The following is a 25782-nucleotide window of genomic DNA, read 5'->3' as shown; positions in this document are numbered from 1 at the left end:
AAACACGGGTTTTTCGCGCATAAGCGGTCCGTGACCTGCGGTATTTTTATTTGACGCTTTGTTGCTTACGGCCGTGGCAGCCAGGAACCGAACGGATCGCGCTGCTGGCGCTCACACGTGGGGCACAGGGGGCCGGTACCGATGAACCGGGTGTGGCACTTGGCGCAGGTGGTGAGGGTGCCGGAGGCAAGTGCTACGACGGGGGCGGGGTCCTGGCTAGCGGCGCGGGACAGGGCGTTGTAGGGGCACACGTCGATGCACACGCCGTCGGCGCGGCAGCGGGTACGGTCGTGGTACAACGTGGCGACCGACGTATCCGTCGTCGCCACCCACAGGGCCTGCTCGGGGCAGACCTTGGTGCACACGCCGCAGGCGATGCAGCCAGTGGCGGTGAGCGCGGGAAGTGCGGGGCGCAGGGCGGAGACGTCGACGCCACGGGCCGCGAGGACATCGAGGGCCTGGGTGAGGCGGGTGGTGTCCGGGGCGGCGGGGTCGACGGGGAGCTCGGTGGCAAGACCGAGGAGGCTGCGTCGGGAAACGGGCGGGGCCGTCAGCGGCTCGACGTAGCGGAAGCGGGGCTCCGGCCCGTCCCAGGGTTCGGTCAGTGGCTGCGGGGCGCCGTCGACGTAGACCTGTGCAGCGCCGCAGGCGAGGAGTTCGGCCGGGCGCACGTCCATGGCCAGGGGCGTGACGGAGCGCGGGTACCGCTTAGTATGGTGCGTGGTGAGGACGATGACCGGGCGATCTGCCGCCACCCATACGTACAGGCGGCGGCGGGTGGCGCTATCCATGGAGGAACTGGTTCACCTCGTGGAGAAGCCCCTCGGTGAGATCCGGCAGCGCCTGGTAGACGGCGGTGGTGGCGTTGTTGCGGACCGCGGAAAGAACCTGCGGGGCGAACCGGGTGAGGTGCTCATCGAACATCTCGATGGTGGGCGCTTTCGCCTCGGCGTTGCCGGAACCGATCTCGTAGCAGCCGGTGGAGACGAAGGCGATCTCGTAGCCGATGTGATCATCGGGGTACGTGCCCTGGTTCGGAACGGCCAAACCGAATGCCGCGTACAGCTCACGGACGCGCATCGTCACCTCGTCCTCGAACACGAGGCCATCCTCGGTGACGTACGGGGACTCGTACGGCTGCGCGAGCGATGCGCTCACCCCGGTGAACAGGTAGAGGTGATCGTGGTCGAGGGCCTCCTTGGAATCGCGGGGGCCCTGCTTGAGGCGGGCGATGCCACGGGCCGAACGCTCGTCCTCAAGAGGCCAATTGTCGAGCATCGAAACGTCGAAAAGCGAATCGACGAACGTATCGACGGGTGAGGAGAGGAACAACCTGGAGAGGACGGAACCTGCGGCGTGAATGCGACGAAAATCGGTCATCAGATACCGATCCTGTCCATCGACCCGTAGAACATGAACCGGCCGATCACCTCCGAGACGATGACCAGCAGGTAACTGGCCGTGACCAGGGCGAGGACCGTATTGGAACGGGTGAGAATGCGCTCCTTGTTGTGCTCCTGCGCGCGCGTCATCTTGATGAGGAACATCCCCATAAGTCCCGCGCCGACGACGAGGAGAACGAGGCGAACAACGAGGCCAGCCATGGTGAACTCCTCCACCGGCGGGTTGACGCCCGCGGGGCGACCGTAGTTGAACAGCGCGATGATGATCTCCAGCGGCAACAGCAACACCGTGACGAAGCCGAAGCCGTTGAGGCACTCGCGGATCAGCGAGGCGGCCTTGATATCGTCCGTATCTTCGCTCTCACCACGGGGAACGATCCGCTCAGCGAGCCGAAGGATGGGCGAATTGCGCATGTAGGGGTGGGCGGCGAACGCCGTTGCGATGGCGAGGGTGCCAAGAAGCGCCGCGGTGGTATAGAACTGCGCCGGCGTGGTCCAGTGGTTCCAGCTCGGGACGGTTCGGAGCAAATACACCGACGACATGATCCACAGGAAGCCGATTCCCCACAGGGCCGTGATGCCGGCGAGGAGTTGCCGCACCTTGGGCGTGAACCAGCGCTTCCACTGCACGAACGAGTACGCAAACCCGAGGGCAGCAAAGCCGACGCCGAACCAAATCTCGCGCGACAACGGGCTGGTGAACGGGTTACGCAGGGCGTTGGGAGAATGGAACGGATCGCCCAGGTGGAAAATGGACGCCATGAGCGCCAGCACCATGATCGGGCCGAGCGCGTAGAGGGCCGGGTCACTCACCCGGTCGATGGTCTTGGAATCGTACTTAGACCGGGCCAGGACCTGGACGAATCCCAGGACGATGAACCCGCCGACCGCCATCTGGGCGAGGACGGTAAAGGCCGTCAATGGCCATTCACTCATATGCATGTTAGATCTCCTCGACGTTCAGGATCTCACCCGTGCGGTTATCCCACGGCTGGGCATCCTTGTGGGGGGTAATGACAAGATTCGGCTTGGTGATCGTGGGATCCGGCAGCGGCGCGATGCCATTTTCGGTGCCGTGCTTTTGACGCAACTGATCAATCGAGCCGAACTCCAGGGCCCGCGACGGGCAGGCAGCCACGCACGCCGGGGTCTTGCCCTCGGCGCGGTAATCCGAGCACAGGTCACACTTGGTCATGTGGCCCTCCTCGGCGTTGAACTGCGGTGCCGAATACGGGCACGCCCACTCGCAGAACCGGCAGCCCACGCACTTGGTGGGATCCACCTTGACGATGCCGTCCTCCTCCTTGTGCATCGCCGTGGTGGGGCACACCTGCACGCAGATGGGGTTCTCGCAGTGGTTGCACGAGATGGACGTGTAATAGGTGAACACGTCCTGGTTAAACGTGCCGTCCGGGTTGACGTTCCACGTGCCGCCCGAATACTCCACCACGCGGCGCCAGTTCACGCCGATCGGCGTATCGTGCTTATCCTTGCAGGCGATCTGGCAGGCCTTGCAGCCGTTGCACAGCGTCTGATCGAAGTAGAAACCTAGCTGAGTCATTTACTTATCTCCCTTGATCTTCTCCACCTGCACAAGCGCGGTGTGCTGGGCATTGCCCTTGGCCAGGGGCGACGGGTGCCAGCTGGTGAGCGTGTTCATGGATGCGCCCTGGTCAATGCCCTTGGTATCCGGGTTGTACCACGACCCCTGTGGCACGGCGACGACACCGGGCGCGATGCGCGGGGTGACGCGAGCCGTGGTGTGAATGCGGCCGCGATCGTTGAACACAGCGATCTTGTCGTTATTTTTGATGCCACGCTGCTTGGCGTCGATGGGGTTGATCCACGCGGTCTGCGGGTGGGCATCGTCGCGAAGCCAATCGACGTTGCCGTACGACGAGTGCGTGCGGCCCTTCATGTGGTGGCCGAAGCACTGCAGCGGGTACTTCTCGTTCTTCTTCGCCTCCTCGGCGCCCTCCCACGTGGCCACGTACTCCGGCAACGGGGTGAGCACATCGCCGGGAAGGTGCTCCGGGAACTCCCATTGCGTCGCAAGCTCGGCAATCTTGGACGAGTAAATCTCGATCTTGCCCGACGGGGTCTCCAGCTTGTTCTTCACCGGGTCCTCGCGGAACTCCTTGAGCGGGATGACCGACTCGCCCGCCTTCTTCCACACGCCCATCTCCTTGAGCTCGGCGTACGACGGCAGGCCCTCGACCTCCTTCTGCGACTCCGTGATCGTGCGCTCCACCCACTGCTGCTGGGTGAGGCCCTCGGTGAACTTGTCCTTCACGCCGAATCGGTCCGCCAGATCCGACATCACATCGTAGATCGGGCGGCACTCGTACAGCGGCTTGATCGCCTGCGAGGCGAGGATGGAATAACCCATGCTGCCCGACGACCCCTCCTGGATCACGTCCTCCTGCTCCGAGGTGGAGCAATCCGGCAGCACGTAATCCGCGTACCGCGCCGACACCGTCATCTGGATATCCGACACGACGATGAGCTCCGCCTTGGCATCGTCCCGCAGGAGCTCCACCGTGCGGTTAATGTCCGCGTGCTGGTTGGTCAGCGCGTTGCCGGCGTACTGCCAGATCATCTTGATCGGCACGTCCAGCTTGTCCTTGCCGCGCACGCCGTCCTTGGTCTTGGTCATCTCCGGCCCGTGATCGACGGCATCCGTCCAGCCGAACACGGAAATGGAGGTCTCCACCGGGTTTTCGGTATTGGTATTGAACGGGTACTGCATGTCCAGCGAGTACGACCCCTCGCGGCCACCGGTGCCGCCACCGGGGATGCCGATGCACCCGCACATGGCCGCCAGGGTGAAGATGGCGCGGGCCTGGTTCTCGCCGTTGGCGTGGCGTTGCGGGCCCCAGCCCTGGTTGATCGCCACCGGCTTGGCGGTACCGATCTCGCGCGCCAGCTGCTTGATCTTGGTGGCCGGCACGCCGGTGATGTGCGCCGCCCACTCGGGGGTCTTTTCGACTCCGTCCGGGCCCTTGCCCTCGATATAGGAACGGTAGGAGGCGTTCTTGGGAGCCCCCTCCGGCATGTGGTCCTCGTCGAAGCCGACGCAGTACTTATCCAGGAAGGCCTGGTCCTGGAGGTTTTCGGCGATCATCACGTGGGCGATACCGGCAATGAGTGCGGCATCGGTCCCCGGCCTCAGGGCAACCCAATCGTCGCCAAGCGCAACGGAGGTCTCAGAATACCGGGGGTCGACAACGATGGTCTTCACGCCGTGCTCGCGCTTAGACCTCTGGGTGACGAAGGTCTCGCCGCCGCCGGACATGCGCGTCTCCAGCGGGTTGTTCCCGAACAGCACCTGGAGCTTCGAGTTCTTGATGTCATCGAAGCTATTCGACGCCACCCACTCACCGTAGTGATACGGGTACGCCGCCGTAATCTGGCACGTGGAATAGTCCGAGTAATGGTTGAGGTACCCGCCGATGAGGTTCATGAGCCGCGCAAACGGCGTCTCCGCCGGCGGCCACGAACGCGCCACCGTCCCCCCGAGGGTGCCCGTGCCATAGTTCAGATAAATTGACTCATTGCCATAATCTTTGATGAGCTGCTTCATCTTATCGGCGATCTCGTCGAGCGCCTGATCCCAGGAAATCTCGATCCACTCGCCATCGCCGCGCTTGGTGCCGGGCTTGCGCTTGAGCGGCTTCTTCAGGCGATCCGGGTTATAAATGCGGTGCCTGATCGAGCGACCACGCACGCACGCGCGAATCTGCTGCGTGCCGATCTCGTTATTGCCGGTGTTATCCGGCAGCACACGCACGATCTGGCCATCCTTGACCACCAGGCGCAGCGGGCAGCGGGAACCACAGTTCACCGTGCACGCCGACCAGACGATCTTCTCCTCCTCATTCTTAATCGGCTCGTAGGCCTGCGCTTGCGGCTCGGTGGCCCCAGGGAAGGTGTTAAACACAAGGGCAGCGCTGCCGGCTGCCGCCGTCCACCCGAGGAAACTCCGCCTCGTGATGTCAGGTGCGGTCATACCTGGTCCTTTCTCCACTTTCGTGATACTTTTCTCCCCTAATCCTATCGTTCATATGTTTAAATTGCGATTTGTGCCACTTTTTGGTACTTAGGGTGACCTATGTCATGGTTTTGAACGTTGTTGAAAACCGCTGGCACCTGCCGATTTTGCGGTTGACGAGCATAAATAGGAAACATTTTGGTTGCTATTTTTGCGCCACGGGCGGTGGGGCCTTCGTGGGCCGCAAGGCTGCATCGGTTTTCGGCCGGCACGTCTTTCTATGTGTCGATCCGGGCGGGACTGTGGAGATTTGCTGCGCACGCACGTACCGGGGTGTGCGCAGTGCGTAGCTGCTGCTGACGGACACGGTGGCTGCGCGGTAGCGGTCTAGTTGGCTCTGGCCAAACATTGGCGTGGGATTAGGTGCCGAAAATTTCGGCACCAAGTTTGGGGGTGCTTCCGCGTTTGCCCTGTTGGTCAGGTTTGCTACACAATCTTGGTGACGCATTTTTTCGGTTTGGGGTAGAAACTAGTGCGCGGTGGCGCAGCGGTTTCCTGCTGCCGCGCATATCCGGACATCTTCGGGCATGGCTGTGGGAACGGGCACGGAGCGTTTTGTCGGAATGTTCCGCGCACGCAGGTCACGGCCTTTGTGGAGTGCGCCGTTGCGCAAAAACGATCAAAGTCGGACACGATGACTGCGAAGTCGCACACTAGTTCGTTGGTGGAAACTAGTGCGCGGCGGCGCACTGGTCCCCCGCTGCGCAGGTTCAGACATGCTCGGACATGACGGTGGGTTCGGACACGGAACGATTCTTCCGGGTTGGCCGCGCACGCAGGTCACAGGCTTTCTGGAGTGCGCAGCTGCGCAAAACCAGAAACACTCGGACACGATGACTGCGCGTCCGCGCACTAGTTCAGTGGACAAAAAGAGTGCGCGGTGGCGCAGCGGTTTCCTGCTGCCGCGTAAATCCGGACATCTTCGGACATGACCGTGGGAACGGGCACGGCGCGTTTTGTCGGAATATTCCGCGCACGCAGGTCACGGGGTCTGCGCCGTGCGCAGCTGCGCAAAAACGATCACAGTCGGGCGCCTGTGGGTGCGCGGCCGCGCACTAGTCGGTGGACAAAAGGAGTGCGCGGTGGCGCACTGATCCCCCGCTGCGCAGGTTCGGACATGCTCGGGCATGATGGTGGGAACGGGCACGGAATGCTACGTCCGGATTTCCCGCGCACGCAGGTCACAGGCTTTGTGGAGTGCGCAGCTGCGCAAAAACGATCACAGTCGGACACGATGACTACGCGTCCGCGCACTAGTTCGGTGGTGGAAAGTAGTGCGCGGAGGTGTTCCCCAGTTTCGGACGCGGTCGGGCATATCTGTGGGAACGGACACGGAACGATTCTTCCGGGTTGGCCGCGCACGCAGGTCACAGCCTTTGCACCGTGCGCAGCTGCGCAAAACCAGAAGCACGCGGACACGATGACTGCGCGACCGCGCACTAGTTCGGTGGACAAAAAGAGTGCGCGGCGGCGCACTGGTCCCCCACTGCGCAGGTTCAGACATGCTCGGACATGATGGTGGGATCGGGCACGGAACGCTTTGCCAGATGGTCCCGCGCACGCAGGTCACAGGCTTTCTGGAGTGCGCCGTTGCGCAAAAACAATCACAGTCGGGCGTGGTGGTGGCGTGTTTTGATCCGTGATTTTTGTCCGGGTGCCGGGGCGTATCGGGTTTGTTTGGGTGTGGGTATGTAAAACGGGCTTCGATGTCCTGGTCCTGACGTCGAAGCCCGTTTTGGGTTGCTCCCGTTTGGGGTGTCTGTGAAAGGCTTGTGTGACACCCTTGGGGGGGCAAGTTTTTAGGAGGATAGTTGTGCGCTGAGGCTGGTGAGGGGGCCTCCGTCTGCGGGGAGGTCTTGGACTGCCTCGTAGAGCTGTTGGGTGTTGGTGTTGATGGTTTTGAGGTCCTCGAGGATTTGGATGGAGGCGGGTACTTCCTCAGGTGGTGCGATGGTGCTGAAGACCATGGCGTCGTAGAGGGGGGCTTGGGTGCCTGCGGGGGTGGGGGTGGCAATGCCGGTGTGTTGGGTGATCCAGTCGTAGTGGTTGGCCACAGGTACCCACCAGCCCAGCGCCCCGGTGAGCCGGTTGTCGGCGGGGCCGGAGTTGGCCAGGGAGGCTACGCCTGCTAGTTGGCCGTTGATGAATAGGGGGCCGCCGGAGTCGCCTTGGCCGAGGTGGCCGTTGTAGACGTTGCCTTCGAGGAAGGTGTCTGCAGGGTTGATGGCACCGGGGACGTTGGTGACTTGGCGTTGGACTTCGACTTCTGCTTGTTGGATTGTGGTTTTGTTTTGTTCGCGGTAGGAGCCCCAGCCCATGGAGTAGCCGGCTTGGCCTTCGGTGGTGTAGCTGGTGGCTAGTGGGGCGACGGGGGACTGCATGGTTTTGGTGGTGTGTACCAGAAGCAGGTCGGAGTCGGGATGGGCGATGTAGTCTTTGACGCGGGCGGTTTCGCCGTGTTCGGGGGCACCGACGGAGACGAAGGAGTAATCGCCGCGGCCGATGCAGTGCTTGGCGGTGATGATCCACGTGGGGGCGATGAGCGTGCCGGTGCAACTCTTGTTGCCGATTTGGACACGGGCGGTGGAGTCGGCGATGGTGCCAACTTTAGCGTCGGTGCCGCCGGTGATTGCCCAGGCGGTGGTGGGTGCTACCAGGGGGGCGATGGCGACGATGATGGTTGCCAGTGCCGTGGTGACCTTTCGTGTGACGGTGCTCATTTTCTTGTGCCTTTCACTGTGGTGCAGGTCGATTTCCAGGACCAGTGGGAATCATTTCCTCCCTGCACCTTCAACTGTAAAAGACCTGGTAGGGGTCGTAAACCGTGCTGGTTAAGGGGTGCTTTTAAGCGAACTCTAAGCCCCTAAAACCACTTAACAGTGCAGGTCAGAGGTGGTTTCTGAAAATTCGTGAGGTTTGGGTATTTTTCCTTAAAAAACAGTGAAAGCCAGGCACCGTTTCCCTCAGTTTCATCCCGTGAAAATGTGAGAATTGACCGCCCTATGAGATGGTTTTAGCTGTTAAGAAAAAACTTTATAATGTGAACTAGCCCACACCTAGTGTGTGGGGGTTAGATAGGAAACAGCGGGAATCTTTATGGTAGCGGTGGTGGTGTGCAGGCTTTTTAAGAAACTTTCATTAAGGTCTCTCACCTGGGGTACGCGCCGGATACGTAAATGTATCTAAGACTTTATCCCGGACTGTTTTGCCTGGTAGTGGTGCATGAAGGCAGGTTCTCACAGGAAGAATACGGACCACCGGAGGCAAGGCTCAAAAACCCTTACTTAAGATAGGAGCACACCCCATGAAAGGAACCCCATGAACGCCCCCCAAAGCCACTACGACAGCATGACACAGCACGCGACAACGCAGGTCATCGCCTCTTATTCGACGTCGTTTGGGCTCAGCACGGCGCTGTTATCCCGCACCATTAGAAACGATATCCGCAACCTGTACGCCGTGGTGCGCATCGCCGACGAGATAGTGGACGGGGCGGCGGGGCCGGACGAGGCGCCGGCACTGCTGGACGAATACGAAGATGAGGTTAGAACGGCGGCGAAGAAACGGTTCCACACGGACCCCGTCCTCCACGCGTTTGGCATGACGGCCAGGCACTGCCACTTGGAGGACGAGCATCTGCAGGCGTTCTTTAATTCCATGCGCGCCGACCTCGCCCCGAGGCAGTTCACCGCCGACGAACTCGCACAGTATATATATGGGTCCGCAGAAGTCATCGGACTCATGTGCGTGGCAATCTTCTTTGCCGATCACAAACCACCGGTGGCCAGGGACGTGGTGGAGGAAGGGGCAAGACACCTGGGGGCGGGGTTTCAAAAGGTGAATTTCCTGCGTGACCTGGGCGACGACTCGGCTCGGCTGCAACGCAGCTACTACCCACGGCACCTCACGGTGGCGCAGAAGGCCACCATCATCGCCGACATCAGGCACGACTTTGCCGTGGCGGAGCCGACCATCGCCTACCTGCCGCGCGGCGCGCGGGTGGGTGTGCGGGCAGCCTACGGGATATACCAGCGGCTCACCGATGAGCTCGAGGCGATGACACCGGAGGAGCTGCTCACGAAGCGGGCCTCGGTGTCGGCACGGGAGAAGGCGCTAATCGCCGGCCGGGCGCTGGTGTTCCCAGCAAAATAGGAGCCGCTCGACGAGGCGATCGCGGACGCCCGGGTCGAGCTGCTTAAGCGCCAGGTTGGTGGGGCGGCACACGACGACGAGCTCGGCGGCGAGCTTGTCGGAGCCGAGGCCAGGGGGAACGAGGCCGGCGTCGGCGGCCTGGGTGAGGAAACCGTTCATGAGCTCAATGAGCTCCTTGCGCTTCTCCATGACGCCGGCGGGGATGGCATCCGGGTCCTCGGGAACGAGGACGGTGATGAGGGTGCCGATGCCATCGTGGACGAGGCCCCACACGAAATCGGACCACTTGGCCCGCGGATCCTGATGAAACTCCCGAGAGAGTCGAAGAATGCGTTTGCGGAGGCCGTCGAGAAGATAGTAACCGCAGGCAATGTCAAGATCGCGGCGGGTGGGGAAGTTGCGGTAGAGGGTGGCGATGCCCACGCCCGCGCGGCGCGCGATGTCATCGAGGGTGATTTCACCTGCGGGGACATGACGGAAGACGTCGCAGGCTGCGTCGATGATGGCCTGGCGCCGTCTCGCAGCGTCTGCTCGCATGAACTATCCTTTCTACTTGACAAGTCTGTGTGACGGGCGTAACTATAGTACAACCGTAAGTGATAGTGAAACCTCCGGTTAGAGGAGTAAGAATGGACGAAGCTGTAATTTCAGCACGTGATTTGCAGGTGGCCGACGACCGCCCGCCCATCACCATGGATGTCATCGAGGGCCTCACCCTCCTCATCCATGGGCGAGAGTCCCATGCCACCGAGTTGAGTCTCGTCCTCGGCGGCCGCGTCCGGCCCCGCGCGGGAAGCGTGGCGTTAGGCGGAGAAACCCTCGGGCCCAGGAAACTGTTCAAGCGTGTGGCGCTCGCCGGCGCCCCGGAGATTGACACCCTGGAGCGCGCAACCAGCGCGAAGGAAACCATCAGGGAACAAATAGCGTGGGCGCAACCGTGGTACAAGCCGGCGCCCAAGGACCCCATGAGCCACGCGCTCGCCGAGCCGTGGCTTGAGCCACTGGCGCTTGACATCGACCCGAAAACCGCGATTGGCAACCTGCGCGTTATCGACCGGATCCGCGTGCGCGTGCTGTGCGCACTAATTGCCAGACCCGACGCCGACCTTCTCATCGTGGACGATATCGACCAGCTCCGCGCCGTCGACCTGCGCGACGAGCTGTTGAGAAACCTCAAGGCTGTGGCTGAGAAACTCCCCGTCATCGCCTCGTCGGTCAACCCCGACGCTTATCACATTGCAGATACCATCATCGACCTGAGGGAGCGATAAAAAATGGGTGCATTTCATCTTGGAACAAACGCCAGGCGCTTTGGGCACGGCGTTATCCCGCCGCTCGCCTTCCTCGCGGTCTCCATCCTGCCACTGCTGTTCGGCGGCCTGTTTGTGTGGAGCTACGCCGACCCGCTAGGCAACCTGCACAAGGTGCCCGTGGCCATTGTCAACTCCGACGCGGGCGACAAGGGGCAAACAGTTGCCGACAAGCTCGTGGAATCCAACGAGATGGACTTCCACGTGGTGAGCCCCGAGGACGCCGAGAAGGGCATCGCCGACGGAACCTATTACCTGGGGATGGAGATCCCCACCGACTTCACCGACTCGGTCACCAGCATCAAATCCGACAACCCGCACCAGGCGACGCTCGCCGTGACGCTCAACAACGCCAACGGGTTTATCACCAGCATGCTGGGGAACCAGGCCACCACGCTCATGGCCGACACCATCTCCACCACCGTCTCGCACGAGGTGGTGGACCAGCTGCTCGTGGGGTTCAACACCGTGGGCGAGGGGATGGACAAGGCCGTCGACGGCGCAGGTCAGCTCGCCGACGGTGCGGGTCAGCTCCACGCCGGCGCCGACAAGGCGAAATCCGGTGCGGGGACGCTCAACGAGAAACTCGGCGAAGCAGCACACGGCGCAGCTTCGCTCGCCAGCGGTGCCGATGAACTAAGCGCCGGCGCGGGGAAGCTTCACGACGGCGCGGCGCAACTCGACGGCGGGCTCGGCACCGCGCTCGACGGCGCCACGACGCTGTCCGGCGGGCTCACCAAACTGCAAAGCGCCACCGCCCAGCTCGGCGACGGCGCAGGTAAAATCTCCGGCGGCGTGGACACCCTTACCGGGTTCGCCGCCGGGGTGGACGGCATCGTCGCCCAGCTTAACCAGGCTGCGGGTCAGCTCGACGCCCTCCCCTACCCCGAGGCGCACGGCCTGGCCGCCCAGGTTCGCGCCACCCGCGACTCCATCACCGCCAACGGCTCGCTCGGCCAGATCGCCGCCCTGCGCGACGGCGCCCACCAGCTCGCCTACCAGCTCGGCAATCCCACCGCCGACTACCGCTTAGGCATTGACCAGGCCACCCAGGGCGCACGATCGCTTGTCGACGGGCTCACCAGGCTCAAAGACGGCTCCGGCACGCTGCTCGCCGGCACCACGACTCTCACCGACGGCACCCAACGGCTCGTGGTGGGCACCCACCAGCTTGCCGACGGGACCTCCCAGCTCGCCGCCGGATCCGACCAGCTCGTCGTGGGACTGGGTGACCTGAGCGACGGCGCCGTCCGACTCGACGACGGCGCGGGAACACTCGCGCTCTCCCTGTCTGAGGGAGCCAAGAAACTCCCCCGCTTTGACGACGACGCCACGCGCGACGACGCCGCTACGGCCGGCAGCCACCCCGTAGGCAAGAACCTCGTGGCCGACACGCTCACCACCTTTGGCGTGGGGCTCTCCCCCTTCTTCCTTTCACTGTCCCTGTGGCTCGGCTCCCTCATCCTGTACATGGTGCTCAAACCCATCAACAGGCGCGCCATCGACTCCGGCACCTCGCCCCTGCGCGCGGCGCTGACGATCATGGTCCCCGGGCTCATCGTGGGCACCATCCAGGCACTGCTCCTCGCACTCGTGCAGACTGAACTCATCGGCATCGAACCCGTCCACCCACTGGGATACGTAGGGGCACTGGTATTCATCGGCGCCAGCTTCAACATGGTGGTCCTATCCATCTACTCCTTCTTCGGCGCCACCGTGGGCAGAGTAATCGTCATGGCGCTCATGTCCCTGCAGCTGGTCTCCTCCAACGGCCTCTACCCGCCGGAGGTGCAACCAGGGTTTATCCAATGGGTCCACTCCTGGGACCCGATGCGGTACTCCACCGACCTGCTCCGCCACGTCCTCGTAGGCAACTTCCCCGGCGACCCGCGGCCGGAGACGGCCATGTGGGTACTCCTCGGCCTCCTCATCGGCGGCATCCTCATCACCGTGTTCTCCAACTACCGCGAGCGCGTCATGATGCGCAAGGACCTCCACCCCGAGCTCACACTCTAGACCCCGGTTGTATTTAAGGCCCTGGACCCGGTTTTGCCGGGTCTGGGGCTTTTTGGGACTTTTGGGGATTCTGGGGGCTTGGCCGGCAGTTTTTTAGAGGGGGTTCGGGTGGGGCTTTCGGGGGTACGGAAGCGCGGTGTTTTTCTTACTCCTCTGAGTTGTAGCACGTTTGCCGCCTAGGTTCTTGCGATATCGGGGATTCCAGAGACGCAAGAAAACTACCGTTGTTCACAGCACCGCTGCCATAGCGCGACACGTGGAGCGGGAGTGCGCCGTTGCGCAATCAATGCGGGCAGGTAGTGCGCAAGCTACCTCCATCGCCACGGTTCTTGCCATGACGGGGTTAGCATGTGTGCAGTGCGCCGTTGCGCAATGGATTAGTGCGCCGTTGCGCACTAACAAACACACTCGGGCATATACGGGGTTCAGTTAATGCGCACGCCAACATGCCCGGGCATGATCGGGCAAACCGTGCGCCGTTGCGCAATCGAACAATGCGCCGTTGCGCAATGCACGAGTGCGCCGTTGCGCACTAACAAACCTGCTCGGGCATATACAGGGTTCAGTTAGTGCGCACGCCAACATGAACAGGCACGGTCGGACAAACAGTGCGCCGTTGCGCAATGGAGGATTGCGCCGTTGCGCACTCCGCTCGTTGGGTCGCCAACGCTCGTGTGGCCTTGAGGGAGTAGAGGATGTCATGACCCGGTGGAAACAAAGGCCTATTTTATTGGCTTAAAGCAGCATGAAACTGCTGGTGTAAGTAGACCTAGAAAATGCAGTGCGGAACGGTTCAACGTGGAGTTTAAAGAACAACATGGGGAATACGAAAAGGCGTGGCCACCAAGTTGATGGTGACCACGCCTGTGGGTCTATGCAGCTGGTGAACTAGTTCTTCTTATCGGAGGAACCGTTCATGATCGCGTCATAGATCTTGCCCTTGTCGGAGGAGGAACCGTTGTTATCCTTGCCCTGCTCCGAGGAGCCATTCTGGGATTCTTCGGAAGAGCCGAGGATGGTCATTCCGTGGTCGAATCCTTCGGGCTGGCAGGCCTGGGCGATGAGGGTGGAGGCAAGGGCCACGATGCCGAGGGCGCCGAGGGCGTAGCCAAGCGGCCTGAGCTGCTCGCCAAGCGGGGCGAACTGCTGGTTGATGGCCTGGATCTGGGCGTCGATCTGGGCCTGAGCCTCGCGCATCCACTCCGGGCGATCATCGCGGCGGCCGTGGCGACCGTGGTCGCCCCAGTTATCGTGGTGCCTGTCAAACTGCTCCTGGTACTGGCGGATCAGGGCGTTGAACTGGGCGTTGGCGGCGTTGATCTGCGGCTGGAGGGCCTGGGAGATCGGGCCGCCAATGGCTGCCAGGATGGCAACCGGCAGGAGCCAGAGGATCGGGCTGTTGGTGGCAAAGGCGTTGGCAAAGCAACGCTGCACCTGCTCCTCGGACGAGCCGGAAGCATCCGGGTTCGGCTTCGGGGTGCTGCCGTTTCGCTGGTCCGTGACCACCACGGAGGTGATGAGCTCGTGACCATTGGGGGTGGTTACCTTGACAGGGATCTCCACCACAGAATCCTTGGCGGTCTCCGGAGGCGTGACCTGGATCTCGCCGGTGTCCTTGTTGATGGTCGCCGTCCAACCCTCGGGCATCTTACCCAGCTCGTAGGTGTTGCCGTCCTTGTGGCCAGAGAACACCGGGATGGTGACCGTCTTGCCACTATCGGTGGTGATCACCTGCGACGGATAGGTGGGAGTGCGCTCAACAATCGGCTTGTTCGGAACGGTCGGATTGTCCGGCGTACTCGGGGTGCCGCCACCGAGGACGGTGAACACGGCGTAGGAGGTGTAGGAAGCGCTACCGTCCTTCGGCGTGACGGTGACCGGGACCTTGACGTAATCGCCAGGCTGAGCGTCCTTCGGCGCGGTGGCGGTGACGTTGCCGTTAGCATCAACGGATACCGTCCAGCCCTTGACCGTGGCGGGAACCTCGAAGGTGTTCTCGGTGCCCTGCGGGTCAGCCTTGTTGGTGACCTGCTCGCCGGGGTTCACGCTCTCCACCTCGTACTGGACGCGGGTGGACTCATCGTTGGGGTTGGCGGGGATGCCGGCCACCGCCGGTACAAGGGTGGTGGTGCCATCCTTGAAGGTCACCTTCACGGGGATGACAACGCTATCGCCCGGCTTGGCGGTCTTGGGCGCGTTGGAGGTCACCGTGCCGTTCTCATCGACGCTGGCGGTCCAGCCTTCAATGCCGGGCTTCCAGGACGGATCGATCTCATAGGACGCGCCCTCGGGGAAGACGGACTTCTCAAAGACCGGAACCTCGGCGGAGGTGCCAGGCTGCTGGTCCACCTTGGCGTAGGTGGGCGGGATGTTCACCGACTTTGTCCCTACGCGGAGGACGCGGTCGACCGGATCGGCGGTCTTCACGGTGGTGGTGGTGGGGTCGCCCTGTTTCTCGCCATTGACAAGCTTCCACACCTTGGTGGTGACCTCCTCGCCGTTGGCGCCCTCGGCATCGGTGATCACGGTGCCGGCTGCCAGCGTGTCATCGAAGATCACCTTGGTTTTAAACGGAACAGGTGAGGTGACAGCCTCGGTTATCTCGGTCTGCTTGTCTCCGGTGCCGATGGTGATGACCTCGTCCTTGGGCTCGGTCACCACGGTCTTTGTTACCTCGCCGTCGTCTCCGAGGGTGAACTTGGTCTCACCGGGCACACCCGGCTTCACGCGGTGCTCGCCTGCGGGCAGGCTCGGATCCTCCACTACCTTGACGCCGTAGGCCGTGGACCTAGTCCAGGTGGGGGTTGCGCCCTTGGTGCCAACGCGGATGATCTCCGGGGTAGGCTCGGTCACCCGCTCCTGGGTGGACTGAGTGTCGGTGACCACGGAGTTTTCGATGGTCTTGGTGGTGGTGATGCGGAGAACGCCCGGTTTGCCGACTTGGGCTACCTCCTGGGTTCCCGCATCCATCGTCGGATCGAAGACTATCTGGGTCTCATAGGCGATATCGACATCGGTGACGGTGACATCCTTATTCTCAGTCAGCGCACCGACGCGAATCTTCTCGTTGACGGGCTCTTTTGTCCGCTCGGTTGTCACTTGCGGGTCGCCGCTTGGTTTGCCGTCGACAAGCTTCTGAGTGGACGTCTCCGTATCCTCACCGAGGGCACCAGCCTGGTCAACAACCTTTTGACCGGGGGCAAGCTTCGGGTCGACGGTGACCTCAGTGGTGAAGGGAACCGGCTTAGTGGTGGTGGTGACGAGCTCGGTGGCGCCGGCCTTGGGGCCGTACTCAATGATCTCCTGGACGGCGTCCTTGGTGGTCTCCTCGCTTGTCGACGTCGCCTTCCCGCCGGTGGCCTCGAACTTCACTGTCTTTTTCAGCTCGCCATTCTGGCCCTTCTGGACCACCTTGGTCTCGCCGGGCTTGAGGTTCTTGTTCTCGCGCAGGACCGTCTGGTAGGGCACGGGCACCGTCCAGGAGACAGAATCTTGAGCTGGCTTGGTGCCCACGACGACAACCTCGTTGACTGCCTTATCGGTTGTCACCCACTCGCCGTTTTGAAGCTCAGCGCGACCGGGCTTGCCCACGGTTTCGGTCTTGTACGTCCCCGACTCAACCGTGGGATCGTACTTGTACTCCACCGTGAACGGGATCGGACGAGTGGGCTGAGCAGCGACGTTGATCTCCGCGGAGCTCACGTCCGTGGTGCCATCGGCGTAGGTGACCTTCACAGGCACCGACACCATATCGCCGGGCTGGGCCTCCTTGGGGGCGGTGGCAACAACGTTGCCGTTATTATCAAGGCTCACCGTCCACGTGCCGTGGTCGGTGGTCACCGCGTACTCGGGGTTGCCAAACTCGTTTTTATTGCCGGTGGGCTTGACCTTATCCGATGCCTCAATAGCGTACGGATCATTGGCCGACACGTTGACATCATCGGGCTTGTCCATGTTGAGCGGACTCGTCACCGTCTCGCCCGGGACCACCGTCTTGGGCGGGTAGATGGGCGTGGCCTCGTAGTTATTGGTGAGGTTCACCACGAACGGGGCGTACACAACATCCGAGCTGCCATCCTGGTAGTGCACCGTGACCGGCACATCGATGTGGTTGCCCGGGCGGGCATTCGCCGGCGGGGTGGCCGTGACGTTGCCGTCCTTATCCACCGAGACTTTCCAGCCGTTGACGTCGCTTGGCACCTCGTACGGGGTGGTGGGCTGGAGATCGCGGGCAGGCGGCTGAGAGCCTTGCGTGATATTGCTGGTCACAGCGTTGCCGGGGGTGGTAGTGGACTGTTTGTAATCCGGGCTATACACGCGGGACTGATCGCCCACCACAACCACGGTGGCGAAGGTGGTATCGGTGGAACCATCCTTGTAGGTCACCTTCACCGGGATATCCGCGGAACTGCCGGGAACGGCCTTTTCACTAATCGGGGTGGTGATAACGCCCGTTTCCGGGTCGATTTCCACCATATCCCACGTGATGTTGCGAGGCGGTGCGATATAACCGGGCTCGTTTGGATCCGTGATGATGGAGTACTTGGGCTCGGACAGTGCATGCATGCGGGTTGTATCCACCTTGCTGGTGGTCTTGGTGCCCGGCTTGCCACTGACCGTGGCGTAGGACGGATCGTTGGCGTCCTTATCCGCGCCGACGACGGTGAACTCCGCCGGCACCAATGCCTTGGAGCCATCCGGGTAGGTGACGCTGACGTTAATGGTCGCGATATCGCCCGGCTGCGCGTCCTTGGGCGGGGTGGCCGTAACGGTACCCGACTCATCGACGGTCACCGTCCACCCCTGGGGGAGCTTCTTAGGAAGCTCGTACTTGGCCAGCTTTGGATCGCTGAGCTGCGTCCTAATCGTGCTCTCCACCGGATTGCCGGCCGTGGTAACACGCTCCAGGTACTCGGCGGCATCCTTGCCGTCGCCCTTGCCGTTCACGCGGAACGTGCCCGTGACGGTCTGATCGGCAACGCCGCCGGCGTAGTGCGCCACCACCGGCACGGTGAGAAACGCCCCCGGCAGCGCCGTATCCGGCACCGTAGTGCTGATCACGCCGGTGGTGGGATCGATTGTCACCTTCCAATCGCCGATGGTTGTCTCGGTGGCACCATCCTGGAACGAGTACGAGGTGGGCATAGCATCATCGGGCTTGCCGCTCAGGCCGTTTTTCGGCTCGACCGGCTTGAGCGAGAGCCCATCTTTCACCACACCCGCGGTGGAACCGTAATCCGGCACCTTAATGTTGGAGACCACCTGGAATGGCGCCTCAACAACATCGGTGGTGCCATCGGGGTAGGTGGCCTTCACCTTGGGGGTAATGGAGGAGTTATTGGGGGCATCCTTAGGCGATGTGGCATGCACCGTGCCGTCTGCATCAACGGTCACCGTCCAGCCCTCCGGGTAGCTACCCGGCACGACCTCGTAACTTGCGGGTGTAATCGGGGTGCCCTTGCCCAGGATCCGCTTGAGTGCGACAGGCTGAGTAAGGTCCGCGCCCTGCAGGCCCATGGCCGGCTCCGTGGGGTAGGCCACGTCCGTGACCTGCGTATTATTGGGCTTCACGATAGCAAGAAGCGGAATGGAATCCACCGACCCGTTGGTGTATGTCACCTTCACCACCGGCTGGGAGAAGGTGCCCGGCCGCGGCTCGCCGCCACCAAACGGGGCTGTGACCTTCACCGTGTAATCGCCCTTGTCGGGATCGACGAACTCGGCCTTCCAGCCCGGCTGCACGAGCTCGGTATCAAGCTCCACCGTGGCCAGCTGGTTTTTAACCAAGTCCGCGATCTTATCCTTGATCCCGGTGAAGGTCACCGACTGCGCGCTCGTTGCCGGCTTGCCGTCTGCAATGCCGGAAATGATCTGCACCTGCGTCGGGTCATACTGCGGATCGTGGTACTTTTCATCGTCCGTGGTGATGGTGTGGGTGGAAATCTCATTGGCCACCTTGTACCTGTCCAGCGAATCGATCGATGCCTGGTAGACGTAGGTATCATCGGCGAACTCGTTATTCTTCGGATCCGTAGCCGCTGCCTTGAGCTGAGCGAGGTCGCGGGGAAGGGCGACGGCGGTGAAGTTCACGGTGTCATCGTCTGCCCACTTTTCACCGATAAACTTAGGCCACGTGTAGTACAGGTCCTTCCCGTCCCGTTGCACCTCGCCCGCATAGCTGCCCCTTTGGGTCTTGGCCGAGACCCTGATGCGTGGCAGCGAGGCATCGTCGGCGTTAATCGTGCCGATCTTCACCTGCTCGCCGGGCTTAATCACCGCCTTATCCACATCTAACCAGTCAATAGTGATGGGCGAGCAATCGAATTGCTCGCTCGGCCAAGGGTTGACCTGGGCCGTGACACGAGTGTTACCACCCGAAAAGTATTTTTTGCCCGGGTTATCCGCTGTGTATTGGCTCTTCCACGCCGAGACGATGCCATCGGACGTGGCCATTTTTTTCACGTCGTCCTCGGAAAAATTCTCGTTAAGATTGAGATTTCTCTGCGATCTACTAGATGTGATAGTCAGGCGTTCGGTGCTCTCGCGGTTGACCTTGGGGATATCTTTATAAAGCTCGGAGCCTACGGCCATAGCCGGGATATCCCCGGGGTTAACCGGAATCAGGCCCGAGTCGGTCAAGGAGAGTCTGGCAAAAGTACGATCCTGAGAATTGGTGATGCGGTACTGAAAGCCGTAGGCCCGCTTATCCGGCGATTCAGTGCCGGGGTTGAGGGTAAATGTCTCCAGGCCGGCCCTTTGCTGATCACCTAGCGGGGCCGAGAATTCAACCACGCAGCTGCCATTACCGCTGATGTCAGAGACCTTCTGGTTATTCTTTTCAATGAAGGTGTCACTCTGCTTCGCGGTGACATCTTCCCCCACGGGCTCCGCCGCGAACGCCGGTGACACAGCCGTCAGCGTTCCTAGAGCCAGGGAGATGGATGAAATGACTGAAATGACGCGCCTGCGCGGCTTCGGGGCGCTCGAACCACCTTTGGTCTCCACGGTGGATCACTCTCCTACTCGTTTATTTTTTATGGATAGGGTTGACGGTTTTGAGTCCAGACTCTTTAATATTTTACCAGGCTTTTCACAGCGCTTCTAAAATCGGCGGTGAGCTACCACTCATCTTTTCTCAGCGAAACACGCTTGGAACGAGAGGTTGACCCGGTTTGCAGGCCCTGAACTGGGCGCATAGGCGCTGTTCATAGGCTAATAACGCTCCGACTGGGGTTCACATTATGCTGCGCTTATATAACCGCTCACGTTAGTGATAGAAAACACATAAATTACGGCGAATGAGTCCCCCGAGCGATGCATTTTATGCCACATTACTTGCCGTAATTCCACGGCGGAACCACGGCAGCTACGGTGAAGGGAGGAAAGGAGATCCCACACGATGACCAAACGGGCGAGCCTTGTGGCGCTTGTGATTGTGGCCATCGTCATCTACGGGGTGTGGTCGCAGCACCGCAGCGTCGGCAACATAGGCGGCACTGGCGGGACCGCAGTTACTGAGGTAACTGCTGCAATTGCGGTGACTGCGGTAAGCACCGCCCGCGATGAGCTGCTCTCCCTTGAGGTCAAGGGGAAGGCACCGAAGAAGGACAACCCCGGCGGGATGTACCAGTACTCCCGGGACAGGTTTGGTCAGCGGTGGTCCGACGACGTCACCGTGGACGGCGGGCACAACGGCTGCGATACCCGCAACGATATCTTGCGCGCCCAACTCGATGACGTCACCATCAAGCCGGGAACCCACGAGTGCGTGGTGTTATCGGGCAGGTTGGTGGACCCGTACAGCGAAGAAAGCGTGGAGTTTGTTCGCGGCCACAGCGATGTGGAGATTGACCACGTGGTGGCACTGGCAAACGCCTGGCAGACGGGTGCGTTTGCGTGGGACGACGAGAAGCGACGAAACTTTGCCAACGATCCGGCCAACCTGCTCGCCGTGCGCGGCGACCTCAACAGGCACAAGCGCGACGGCGATGCCGCGACGTGGCTGCCGCCCCGCGGGCGGTGCGAGTACGTAATAAGGCAGGTGAACGTCAAGCACACCTACGGCCTGTGGGTGACAAAGGCGGAAAAGGACGCGCTGGAGCGGGTGCTGGACGAGTGTGGCGAAGCCTAAGATACTGTCAGCCCGCTTACCGATTCGTGCGGTAGTACCAAATGTCGGCGATAAGCGCCACGAGGTGCCCCGGGGCAAAGGCGATGGGGAAATCGAGCCCATCGACGGCGGAGTTGCCCCTGGATGCCCAGATGCGGTACGCAATGAGGCCTAGACCGACACCACGTACGATGCCGCCATGAGGATGAGGGGACCTGTTGTGAGCTGGCCTTTTATGAGGGTGACGACGCTTGAGATGAAACCGACGACGGCCGTGGGGAAGCTCAAAGAAGAAGAGGCCTGCGCTGGAATCGAGGTTGTTATTTTGAAAACCTTAGCTAACCCATTTACGCATAAGAAAGCGAGCATGGGCAGCCCGATGATGGCTAGACGTGACGTATTTGAGAAAAACCATGCGCCCCAGAATACGGAAAAAACACCAGACAAATAATTACCCGGTGCTTCATAAGCGTGGAGCATAGGAGAATCGAACTCCTGACATCCTGCTTGCAAAGCAGGTGCTCTACCAACTGAGCTAATGCCCCTTTGTTCCTGGTGGGCCTAGCAAGAGTCGAACTTGCGACCTCTTCATTATCAGTGAAGCGCTCTAACCAACTGAGCTATAGGCCCCTTCGCGGAACGTGTATGTACTTTACGTGCCGCTTGGAACGTTATGCAAATCAGCTGGTGAGAGCGCTAAAAGGGGGCTATCGTCGGTTAGACATGGTGATGGAGATGCCGCCGGTGAAGCCCGCGAAGGCGTTATACAGCGCCGCGGTAATGGGTGCCATAACCACGATGAGGAGGGCGACGATGGCCCCGAGGAGGGTGGCGGCGCCGAGGACGATCTGGAACGTGATGGTTCCCTCGCCGCCGGCACCGCCAATGACGGCGTTGACCGCATCCCACACGCCGGCCGCATCGAGGCCGACGTAAAGGAGGCACACGCAGATTACCCAGGCTACAAGCCCCGCCAGCGCGAGGAACAACGCCGTGCGGAGGACACTCAAGGCGTTGATTCTGGTGATCGCTACTCGGCGTGAAGCCATCCGGTTACTCCTCTTCGTCAGTGGGGACGCCGTTGGCATCGACGTCGGCGTCGTCGGTGTCATCGACGGTCAGCTGGTTATCGTCGAGAGGCAACGGCTCCTTCGGATTCTTCTCCGCGGGACCGGTCACCTCGCCGCGAGCGATAGCCTCGGCCTGTTCTTCACCAGATTCTTCCACGTTCCGGTCGATGGCGTACAGCGAAACGCCCTTGGGCAGGTTGACCAGGCGCACACCCATGGTCGACCGCGAGGACGGGCGAATCTGCGACACCTCGGTGCGGATGACGCCGCCCACGGAGGTGATGGCCATGATCTCGTCTCCCTCGTTGACCGCCAGCGCGCCAATAAGCTTGCCCCGCTTGGGCTGGTACTTGAGGGTGGTGACGCCCAGGCCGCCGCGGCCCTTGGCCGGGTACTCCTCCATGGCGGTGCGCTTGCCGTAGCCGCCCTCGGTGGCCACGAGCAGGTAGTCTCCGTCGGAGGTGACGCACATGGATAGCAGCTCGTCGTCCTCCTTGAAGCGCATGCCCTTGACGCCAGCGGTGGCGCGGCCCATGGGGCGCAGGACGTCGTCGGCGGCGGAGAAGCGCATGGCCTGGCCGCGCTGGCTGACAAGGAGGAGGTCATCCTTACCGGAGGAGAGCACCGCGCCGATGAGCGAATCGCCCTCGTTCAAGTTGATGGCGATGAGGCCCGCCGAACGGGAGGACTCGTAATCCGTCAGGCGCGACTTCTTCACCCGGCCCTTGCGGGTGGCGAGCACGAGGTACGGCTCGTCCTCGTAGGACTGGATCTGGATCACCTGGGCGATCGTCTCGCCCGGCTGGAACTCCAGCAGGTTGGCCACGTGCTGGCCGCGGGCCGTGCGGGACGCCTCGGGGATCTCATACGCCTTGAGGCGGTAGACGCGGCCGAAGTTAGTGAAGAAGAGGATCCAATCGTGGGTGGAGCACACGAAGAAGTGGCGCACGACGTCATCCATCTTGAGCTCCGCGCCACGCACGCCCTTGCCGCCGCGCTTCTGGCTGCGGTAGGCATCCACCTTGGTGCGCTTGGCGTAGCCGCCCGAGGTGATGGTGACGACGACGTTCTCCTGGGCAATGAGGTCCTCGTCGGTGACGTCACCGGTGGCCGCGACGATGTGGGTCCGTCGCTCGTCACCATGCTTTTCGACGATCTCCTTCAGCTCGTCTGCCACGATCTGGCGCTGGCGTTCGGGCTTATCGAGGATATCCTTGAGGTCCGCGATGGTCTCCTCGAGCTCAGCCAACTCGTCGATGATCTTCTGGCGCTCGAGGGCCGCCAACTTCCTCAGCTGCATGTCGAGGATGTGCTGGGCTTGCTCCTCATCGACGTCGAGAAGCTCCATCAACCCACGGCGAGCGTCGTCGACCGTAGCGGACGCGCGAATGAGCGCGATGACCTCGTCCAACGCATCGAGGGCCTTGACCAAACCGCGCAAGATGTGGGCGCGCTTCTCGGCGGCGTTGAGGCGGAAACGGGTGCGCCGGACGATGACATCGACCTGGTGGTCGGTGTACAGCGTGAGCATTTGATCCAGACGCAGGGTGCGCGGGACACCGTCGACAATAGACAGCATGTTGACACCGAAGTTGGACTCCAGCGCCGAATGCTTGAACAGGTTATTGAGCACCACGCGCGGGACGGCATCGCGCTTGAGCGTGACGACGATGCGCATGCCCACGCGATCGGAGGACTCATCATCGATCTTGGAGGCGCCGGGGAGCTTGCCGTTATTGATCTGATCAGCGATGTTGCTCACCAGGTTATCCGGGTTCACCATGTACGGCAGCTCGGTGATGACGATGTACGTGCGGCCCTTTTCCTCCTCGATGGAGGTGACGCCGCGCATCTTCACCGACCCGCGGCCCGTGGTGTAGGCATCCTTAATCCCCTGGTCGCCGACGATGAGCGCGGCGGTGGGGAAATCCGGGCCCTTGACGCGCTCCATGCACGCCTCCAGGGTCTCCTTATGGGAGGCATCCGGGTGATCGAGGATCCAGTAAATGGCCTCTGCCAGCTCGTTCAAGTTGTGCGGCGGGATGTTGGTGGCCATGCCCACGGCGATGCCGTTCGAGCCGTTCATAAGGAGGTTGGGCACGCGCGACGGCAGCACCGTGGGCTCGGCGGTCTTGCCATCGTAGTTCGGCTGGAAATCGACCGTGTCCTCGCGGATATCGCGCACCATCTCCATAGCGAGAGGCGTGAGCTTGCACTCCGTGTAACGCATGGCGGCCGGGCCATCGTTGCCGCGGGAACCGAAGTTGCCCTGGCCCTGCACCATGGGATAACGCATCGACCACGGCTGCGCCAGGCGCACCAACGTGTCATAAATGGCCGAATCGCCGTGCGGGTGGAACTGGCCCATCGTATCCGCCACCGGGCGCGACGACTTCACAAACCCGCGCTCCGGGCGGTAACCCGAATCGAACATGGCGTACAAAATGCGACGGTGCACCGGCTTGAGGCCGTCGCGCACCTCCGGGAGCGCGCGCCCCACAATGACGGACATGGCGTAATCGATGTAACTCGACTGCATCTCATCATTGAGATCGATCGGCGTCACCCGATCAAAAAGAGTATCGTCAGACACTTAACTGCCTTTCTTGTAAAGCTTGTATACCATCTTACAGGCTCCTACGGGTGTAGATGGGTGTGGTGGCGGTATCAGTGCGGTATCATGGGGGGCTATGGAAAACATTCTCTTGGGATCACAGCGACCCGCCGTTGTTTCAGCACTGACTAATGTGGCACACTCCGTTATCGAATCCACCGGCGGCATCACCGGCATGGCGCTCAAGGGCGGGCTCAAGACCGCCACCGCCGTCCGCGACGACATCGTCCCCCACGCCATCGACACCCTCCTGCCCGACCTCGCCGCCGCGCTCGAACCCTACTGGAACACATACTCCGCCGGAGGTTTTGCGGGCAGCTTCGGCGCCTACCTGGCAGAAAACTCCTCCTCCGTCACCGCCGACCTCGCCGCCATCGCCGACGGGTACGTGGAGGGCCACGACATCGGCGCACTGAAGAAGCTCTACACCTCCGCCCGCAACAAGGGGCTCGAGGTACTGGGCAAGCACCTGGGCGAACTGGGCGACACGCTAGAAAAGTTCGCCTAACAGTGGCCATGACACTGCGCCTCACCCCCACCGAGGAACGCGCGCTCACCCTCCTCGCAGATTCCTGGAATCTCACCAAAGCCGACGCCGCCCGGCGCGCCATCATGACCGCCGCCACCCGGATGCTGCGCGACGAGGAGGCGCGGCAAGCCGCGCGTGAGGAATTGACCAGGTACGGGCTGTGAGGCTCGACACCGACACCGTGGCGGCGATCGCGGCTGAGGTGTGTGACACCACGGGGGCACGCGTGGTGCGGCCATGGGCGCTGGCGGCGGTGGCCGGGGCGTGCGAGGGAGTCATCGGGGTGGAGCGGGTCGGCAGCAGCGCTTCTGCTGCGGACGCCGTGCTTTTGCTGCAGCCGCTGGACCGCGCCAACGGGGTGCTGGCGCGGGTGGTGCGGGGGGTGGCGGAGAAGTAGGTTTTTCGGGGCTGCTTCTGGTGCGCTGCGCCAGGCTCGGCTGATGTAGCGGAGCTGCAAAGAAAAACGTCACCGTTTGCGATGTAGCAGATGTGACCGCCTGGGAAAGAATGGGGTTTGCTACAGGATC

General features: G+C 61.9%; 18 protein-coding genes and 2 tRNA genes. 8 read left to right on the top strand and 12 right to left on the bottom strand.

The window, feature by feature from the left end; genetic code table 11:
• Window positions 1-65: 65 nt before the first annotated feature.
• From HMPREF1219_RS08885 to HMPREF1219_RS08860, 6 genes are all read right to left on the bottom strand, one after another.
• Window positions 66-791 (bottom strand): NADH-quinone oxidoreductase subunit I, encoded by a 726-nt coding sequence (locus tag HMPREF1219_RS08885; protein ID WP_016458579.1) that lies wholly within the window; start codon window positions 789-791, stop codon window positions 66-68.
• Complete coding sequence (locus tag HMPREF1219_RS08880) at window positions 784-1380, bottom strand: TorD/DmsD family molecular chaperone (RefSeq protein WP_016458578.1); 597 nt, start codon at window positions 1378-1380, stop codon at window positions 784-786. The genes HMPREF1219_RS08885 and HMPREF1219_RS08880 overlap by 8 nt, the downstream gene beginning before the upstream one ends.
• Entirely contained in the window at window positions 1380-2339 is a 960-nt protein-coding gene (locus HMPREF1219_RS08875; RefSeq protein WP_169455927.1) for a dimethyl sulfoxide reductase anchor subunit family protein, read from the bottom strand. The genes HMPREF1219_RS08880 and HMPREF1219_RS08875 overlap by 1 nt, the downstream gene beginning before the upstream one ends.
• Window positions 2340-2346: 7 nt before the next feature.
• Window positions 2347-2964 carry a DMSO/selenate family reductase complex B subunit gene (locus HMPREF1219_RS08870; protein WP_016458576.1) on the bottom strand — a complete coding sequence of 206 codons (618 nt, stop codon included), beginning with the start codon at window positions 2962-2964 and terminating at the stop codon, window positions 2347-2349.
• Window positions 2965-5412, bottom strand: a complete 2448-nt coding sequence (locus HMPREF1219_RS08865) for a DMSO/selenate family reductase complex A subunit (RefSeq protein WP_016458575.1) — start codon at window positions 5410-5412, stop codon at window positions 2965-2967.
• A 1841-nt stretch (window positions 5413-7253) separates the two neighbouring features.
• Window positions 7254-8174: a S1 family peptidase gene (locus HMPREF1219_RS08860; protein WP_016458573.1), complete on the bottom strand. Its 921-nt coding sequence runs from the start codon at window positions 8172-8174 to the stop codon at window positions 7254-7256.
• A 598-nt stretch (window positions 8175-8772) separates the two neighbouring features.
• Here HMPREF1219_RS08860 and HMPREF1219_RS08855 point away from each other — a divergent pair.
• A complete protein-coding gene (locus HMPREF1219_RS08855; RefSeq protein ID WP_016458572.1) occupies window positions 8773-9606 on the top strand; it encodes a phytoene/squalene synthase family protein in 834 nt (277 codons plus the stop codon).
• Here HMPREF1219_RS08855 and HMPREF1219_RS08850 read toward each other — a convergent pair.
• Window positions 9568-10143 (bottom strand): TetR/AcrR family transcriptional regulator, encoded by a 576-nt coding sequence (locus tag HMPREF1219_RS08850; protein ID WP_016458571.1) that lies wholly within the window; start codon window positions 10141-10143, stop codon window positions 9568-9570. The genes HMPREF1219_RS08855 and HMPREF1219_RS08850 overlap by 39 nt on opposite strands.
• Before the next feature lie 92 nt (window positions 10144-10235).
• On the opposite strand from HMPREF1219_RS08850, the gene HMPREF1219_RS08845 reads away from it, so the two are divergent.
• The gene (locus HMPREF1219_RS08845) at window positions 10236-10877 is read left to right on the top strand and encodes a hypothetical protein (RefSeq protein ID WP_016458570.1); all 642 of its coding nucleotides are present in this window, start codon (window positions 10236-10238) and stop codon (window positions 10875-10877) included.
• Window positions 10878-10880: 3 nt separating this feature from the next.
• Window positions 10881-12932: a YhgE/Pip domain-containing protein gene (locus tag HMPREF1219_RS08840; RefSeq protein ID WP_016458569.1), complete on the top strand. Its 2052-nt coding sequence runs from the start codon at window positions 10881-10883 to the stop codon at window positions 12930-12932.
• 888 nt (window positions 12933-13820) lie between these two features.
• Here the strand turns inward: HMPREF1219_RS08840 and HMPREF1219_RS08835 are convergent.
• Window positions 13821-19937, bottom strand: coding sequence for a YPDG domain-containing protein (locus HMPREF1219_RS08835; protein WP_016458568.1), 6117 nt, complete (start codon window positions 19935-19937; stop codon window positions 13821-13823).
• A gap of 394 nt (window positions 19938-20331) precedes the next feature.
• Between HMPREF1219_RS08835 and HMPREF1219_RS08830 the strand changes: the two genes are divergently transcribed.
• Complete coding sequence (locus HMPREF1219_RS08830) at window positions 20332-21063, top strand: HNH endonuclease family protein (RefSeq protein ID WP_016458567.1); 732 nt, start codon at window positions 20332-20334, stop codon at window positions 21061-21063.
• Window positions 21064-21298: 235 nt separating this feature from the next.
• A complete protein-coding gene (locus HMPREF1219_RS08825) occupies window positions 21299-21493 on the top strand; it encodes a hypothetical protein (RefSeq protein ID WP_156823280.1) in 195 nt (64 codons plus the stop codon).
• Between the two features lie 21 nt (window positions 21494-21514).
• Here HMPREF1219_RS08825 and HMPREF1219_RS08820 read toward each other — a convergent pair.
• The 4 genes from HMPREF1219_RS08820 to gyrA all read right to left on the bottom strand — a co-directional run bounded on the left by HMPREF1219_RS08820 (window position 21515) and on the right by gyrA (window position 24705).
• Window positions 21515-21587 (bottom strand) — tRNA-Ala (locus tag HMPREF1219_RS08820).
• Window positions 21588-21595: 8 nt separating this feature from the next.
• Window positions 21596-21672: transfer RNA gene (locus tag HMPREF1219_RS08815), tRNA-Ile, on the bottom strand.
• Window positions 21673-21749: 77 nt separating this feature from the next.
• Entirely contained in the window at window positions 21750-22091 is a 342-nt protein-coding gene (locus HMPREF1219_RS08810) for a DUF3566 domain-containing protein (RefSeq protein ID WP_016458565.1), read from the bottom strand.
• A gap of 4 nt (window positions 22092-22095) precedes the next feature.
• Window positions 22096-24705, bottom strand: coding sequence for a DNA gyrase subunit A (gyrA, locus tag HMPREF1219_RS08805; protein ID WP_016458564.1), 2610 nt, complete (start codon window positions 24703-24705; stop codon window positions 22096-22098).
• Between the two features lie 97 nt (window positions 24706-24802).
• On the opposite strand from gyrA, the gene HMPREF1219_RS08800 reads away from it, so the two are divergent.
• Genes HMPREF1219_RS08800 through HMPREF1219_RS08790 form a run of 3 tightly spaced genes read left to right on the top strand, consistent with a single transcriptional unit; the run spans window position 24803 to window position 25652 of the window.
• A complete protein-coding gene (locus HMPREF1219_RS08800; protein ID WP_016458563.1) occupies window positions 24803-25234 on the top strand; it encodes a DUF6918 family protein in 432 nt (143 codons plus the stop codon).
• An 8-nt stretch (window positions 25235-25242) separates the two neighbouring features.
• Complete coding sequence (locus tag HMPREF1219_RS08795) at window positions 25243-25419, top strand: hypothetical protein (RefSeq protein WP_016458562.1); 177 nt, start codon at window positions 25243-25245, stop codon at window positions 25417-25419.
• On the top strand, window positions 25416-25652 hold the full coding sequence (locus HMPREF1219_RS08790; RefSeq protein WP_005391512.1) for a hypothetical protein: 237 nt from the start codon (window positions 25416-25418) through the stop codon (window positions 25650-25652). The genes HMPREF1219_RS08795 and HMPREF1219_RS08790 overlap by 4 nt, the downstream gene beginning before the upstream one ends.
• Window positions 25653-25782 lie beyond the last annotated feature (130 nt).

Origin of the sequence: Corynebacterium pyruviciproducens ATCC BAA-1742 (assembly GCF_000411375.1) — a bacterium.
Taxonomy (GTDB): Bacteria; Actinomycetota; Actinomycetes; order Mycobacteriales; family Mycobacteriaceae; genus Corynebacterium; species Corynebacterium pyruviciproducens.
The sequence above is the reverse complement of the archived record's forward strand: the minus strand, read 5'-3'. Positions and strand labels throughout refer to the sequence as shown.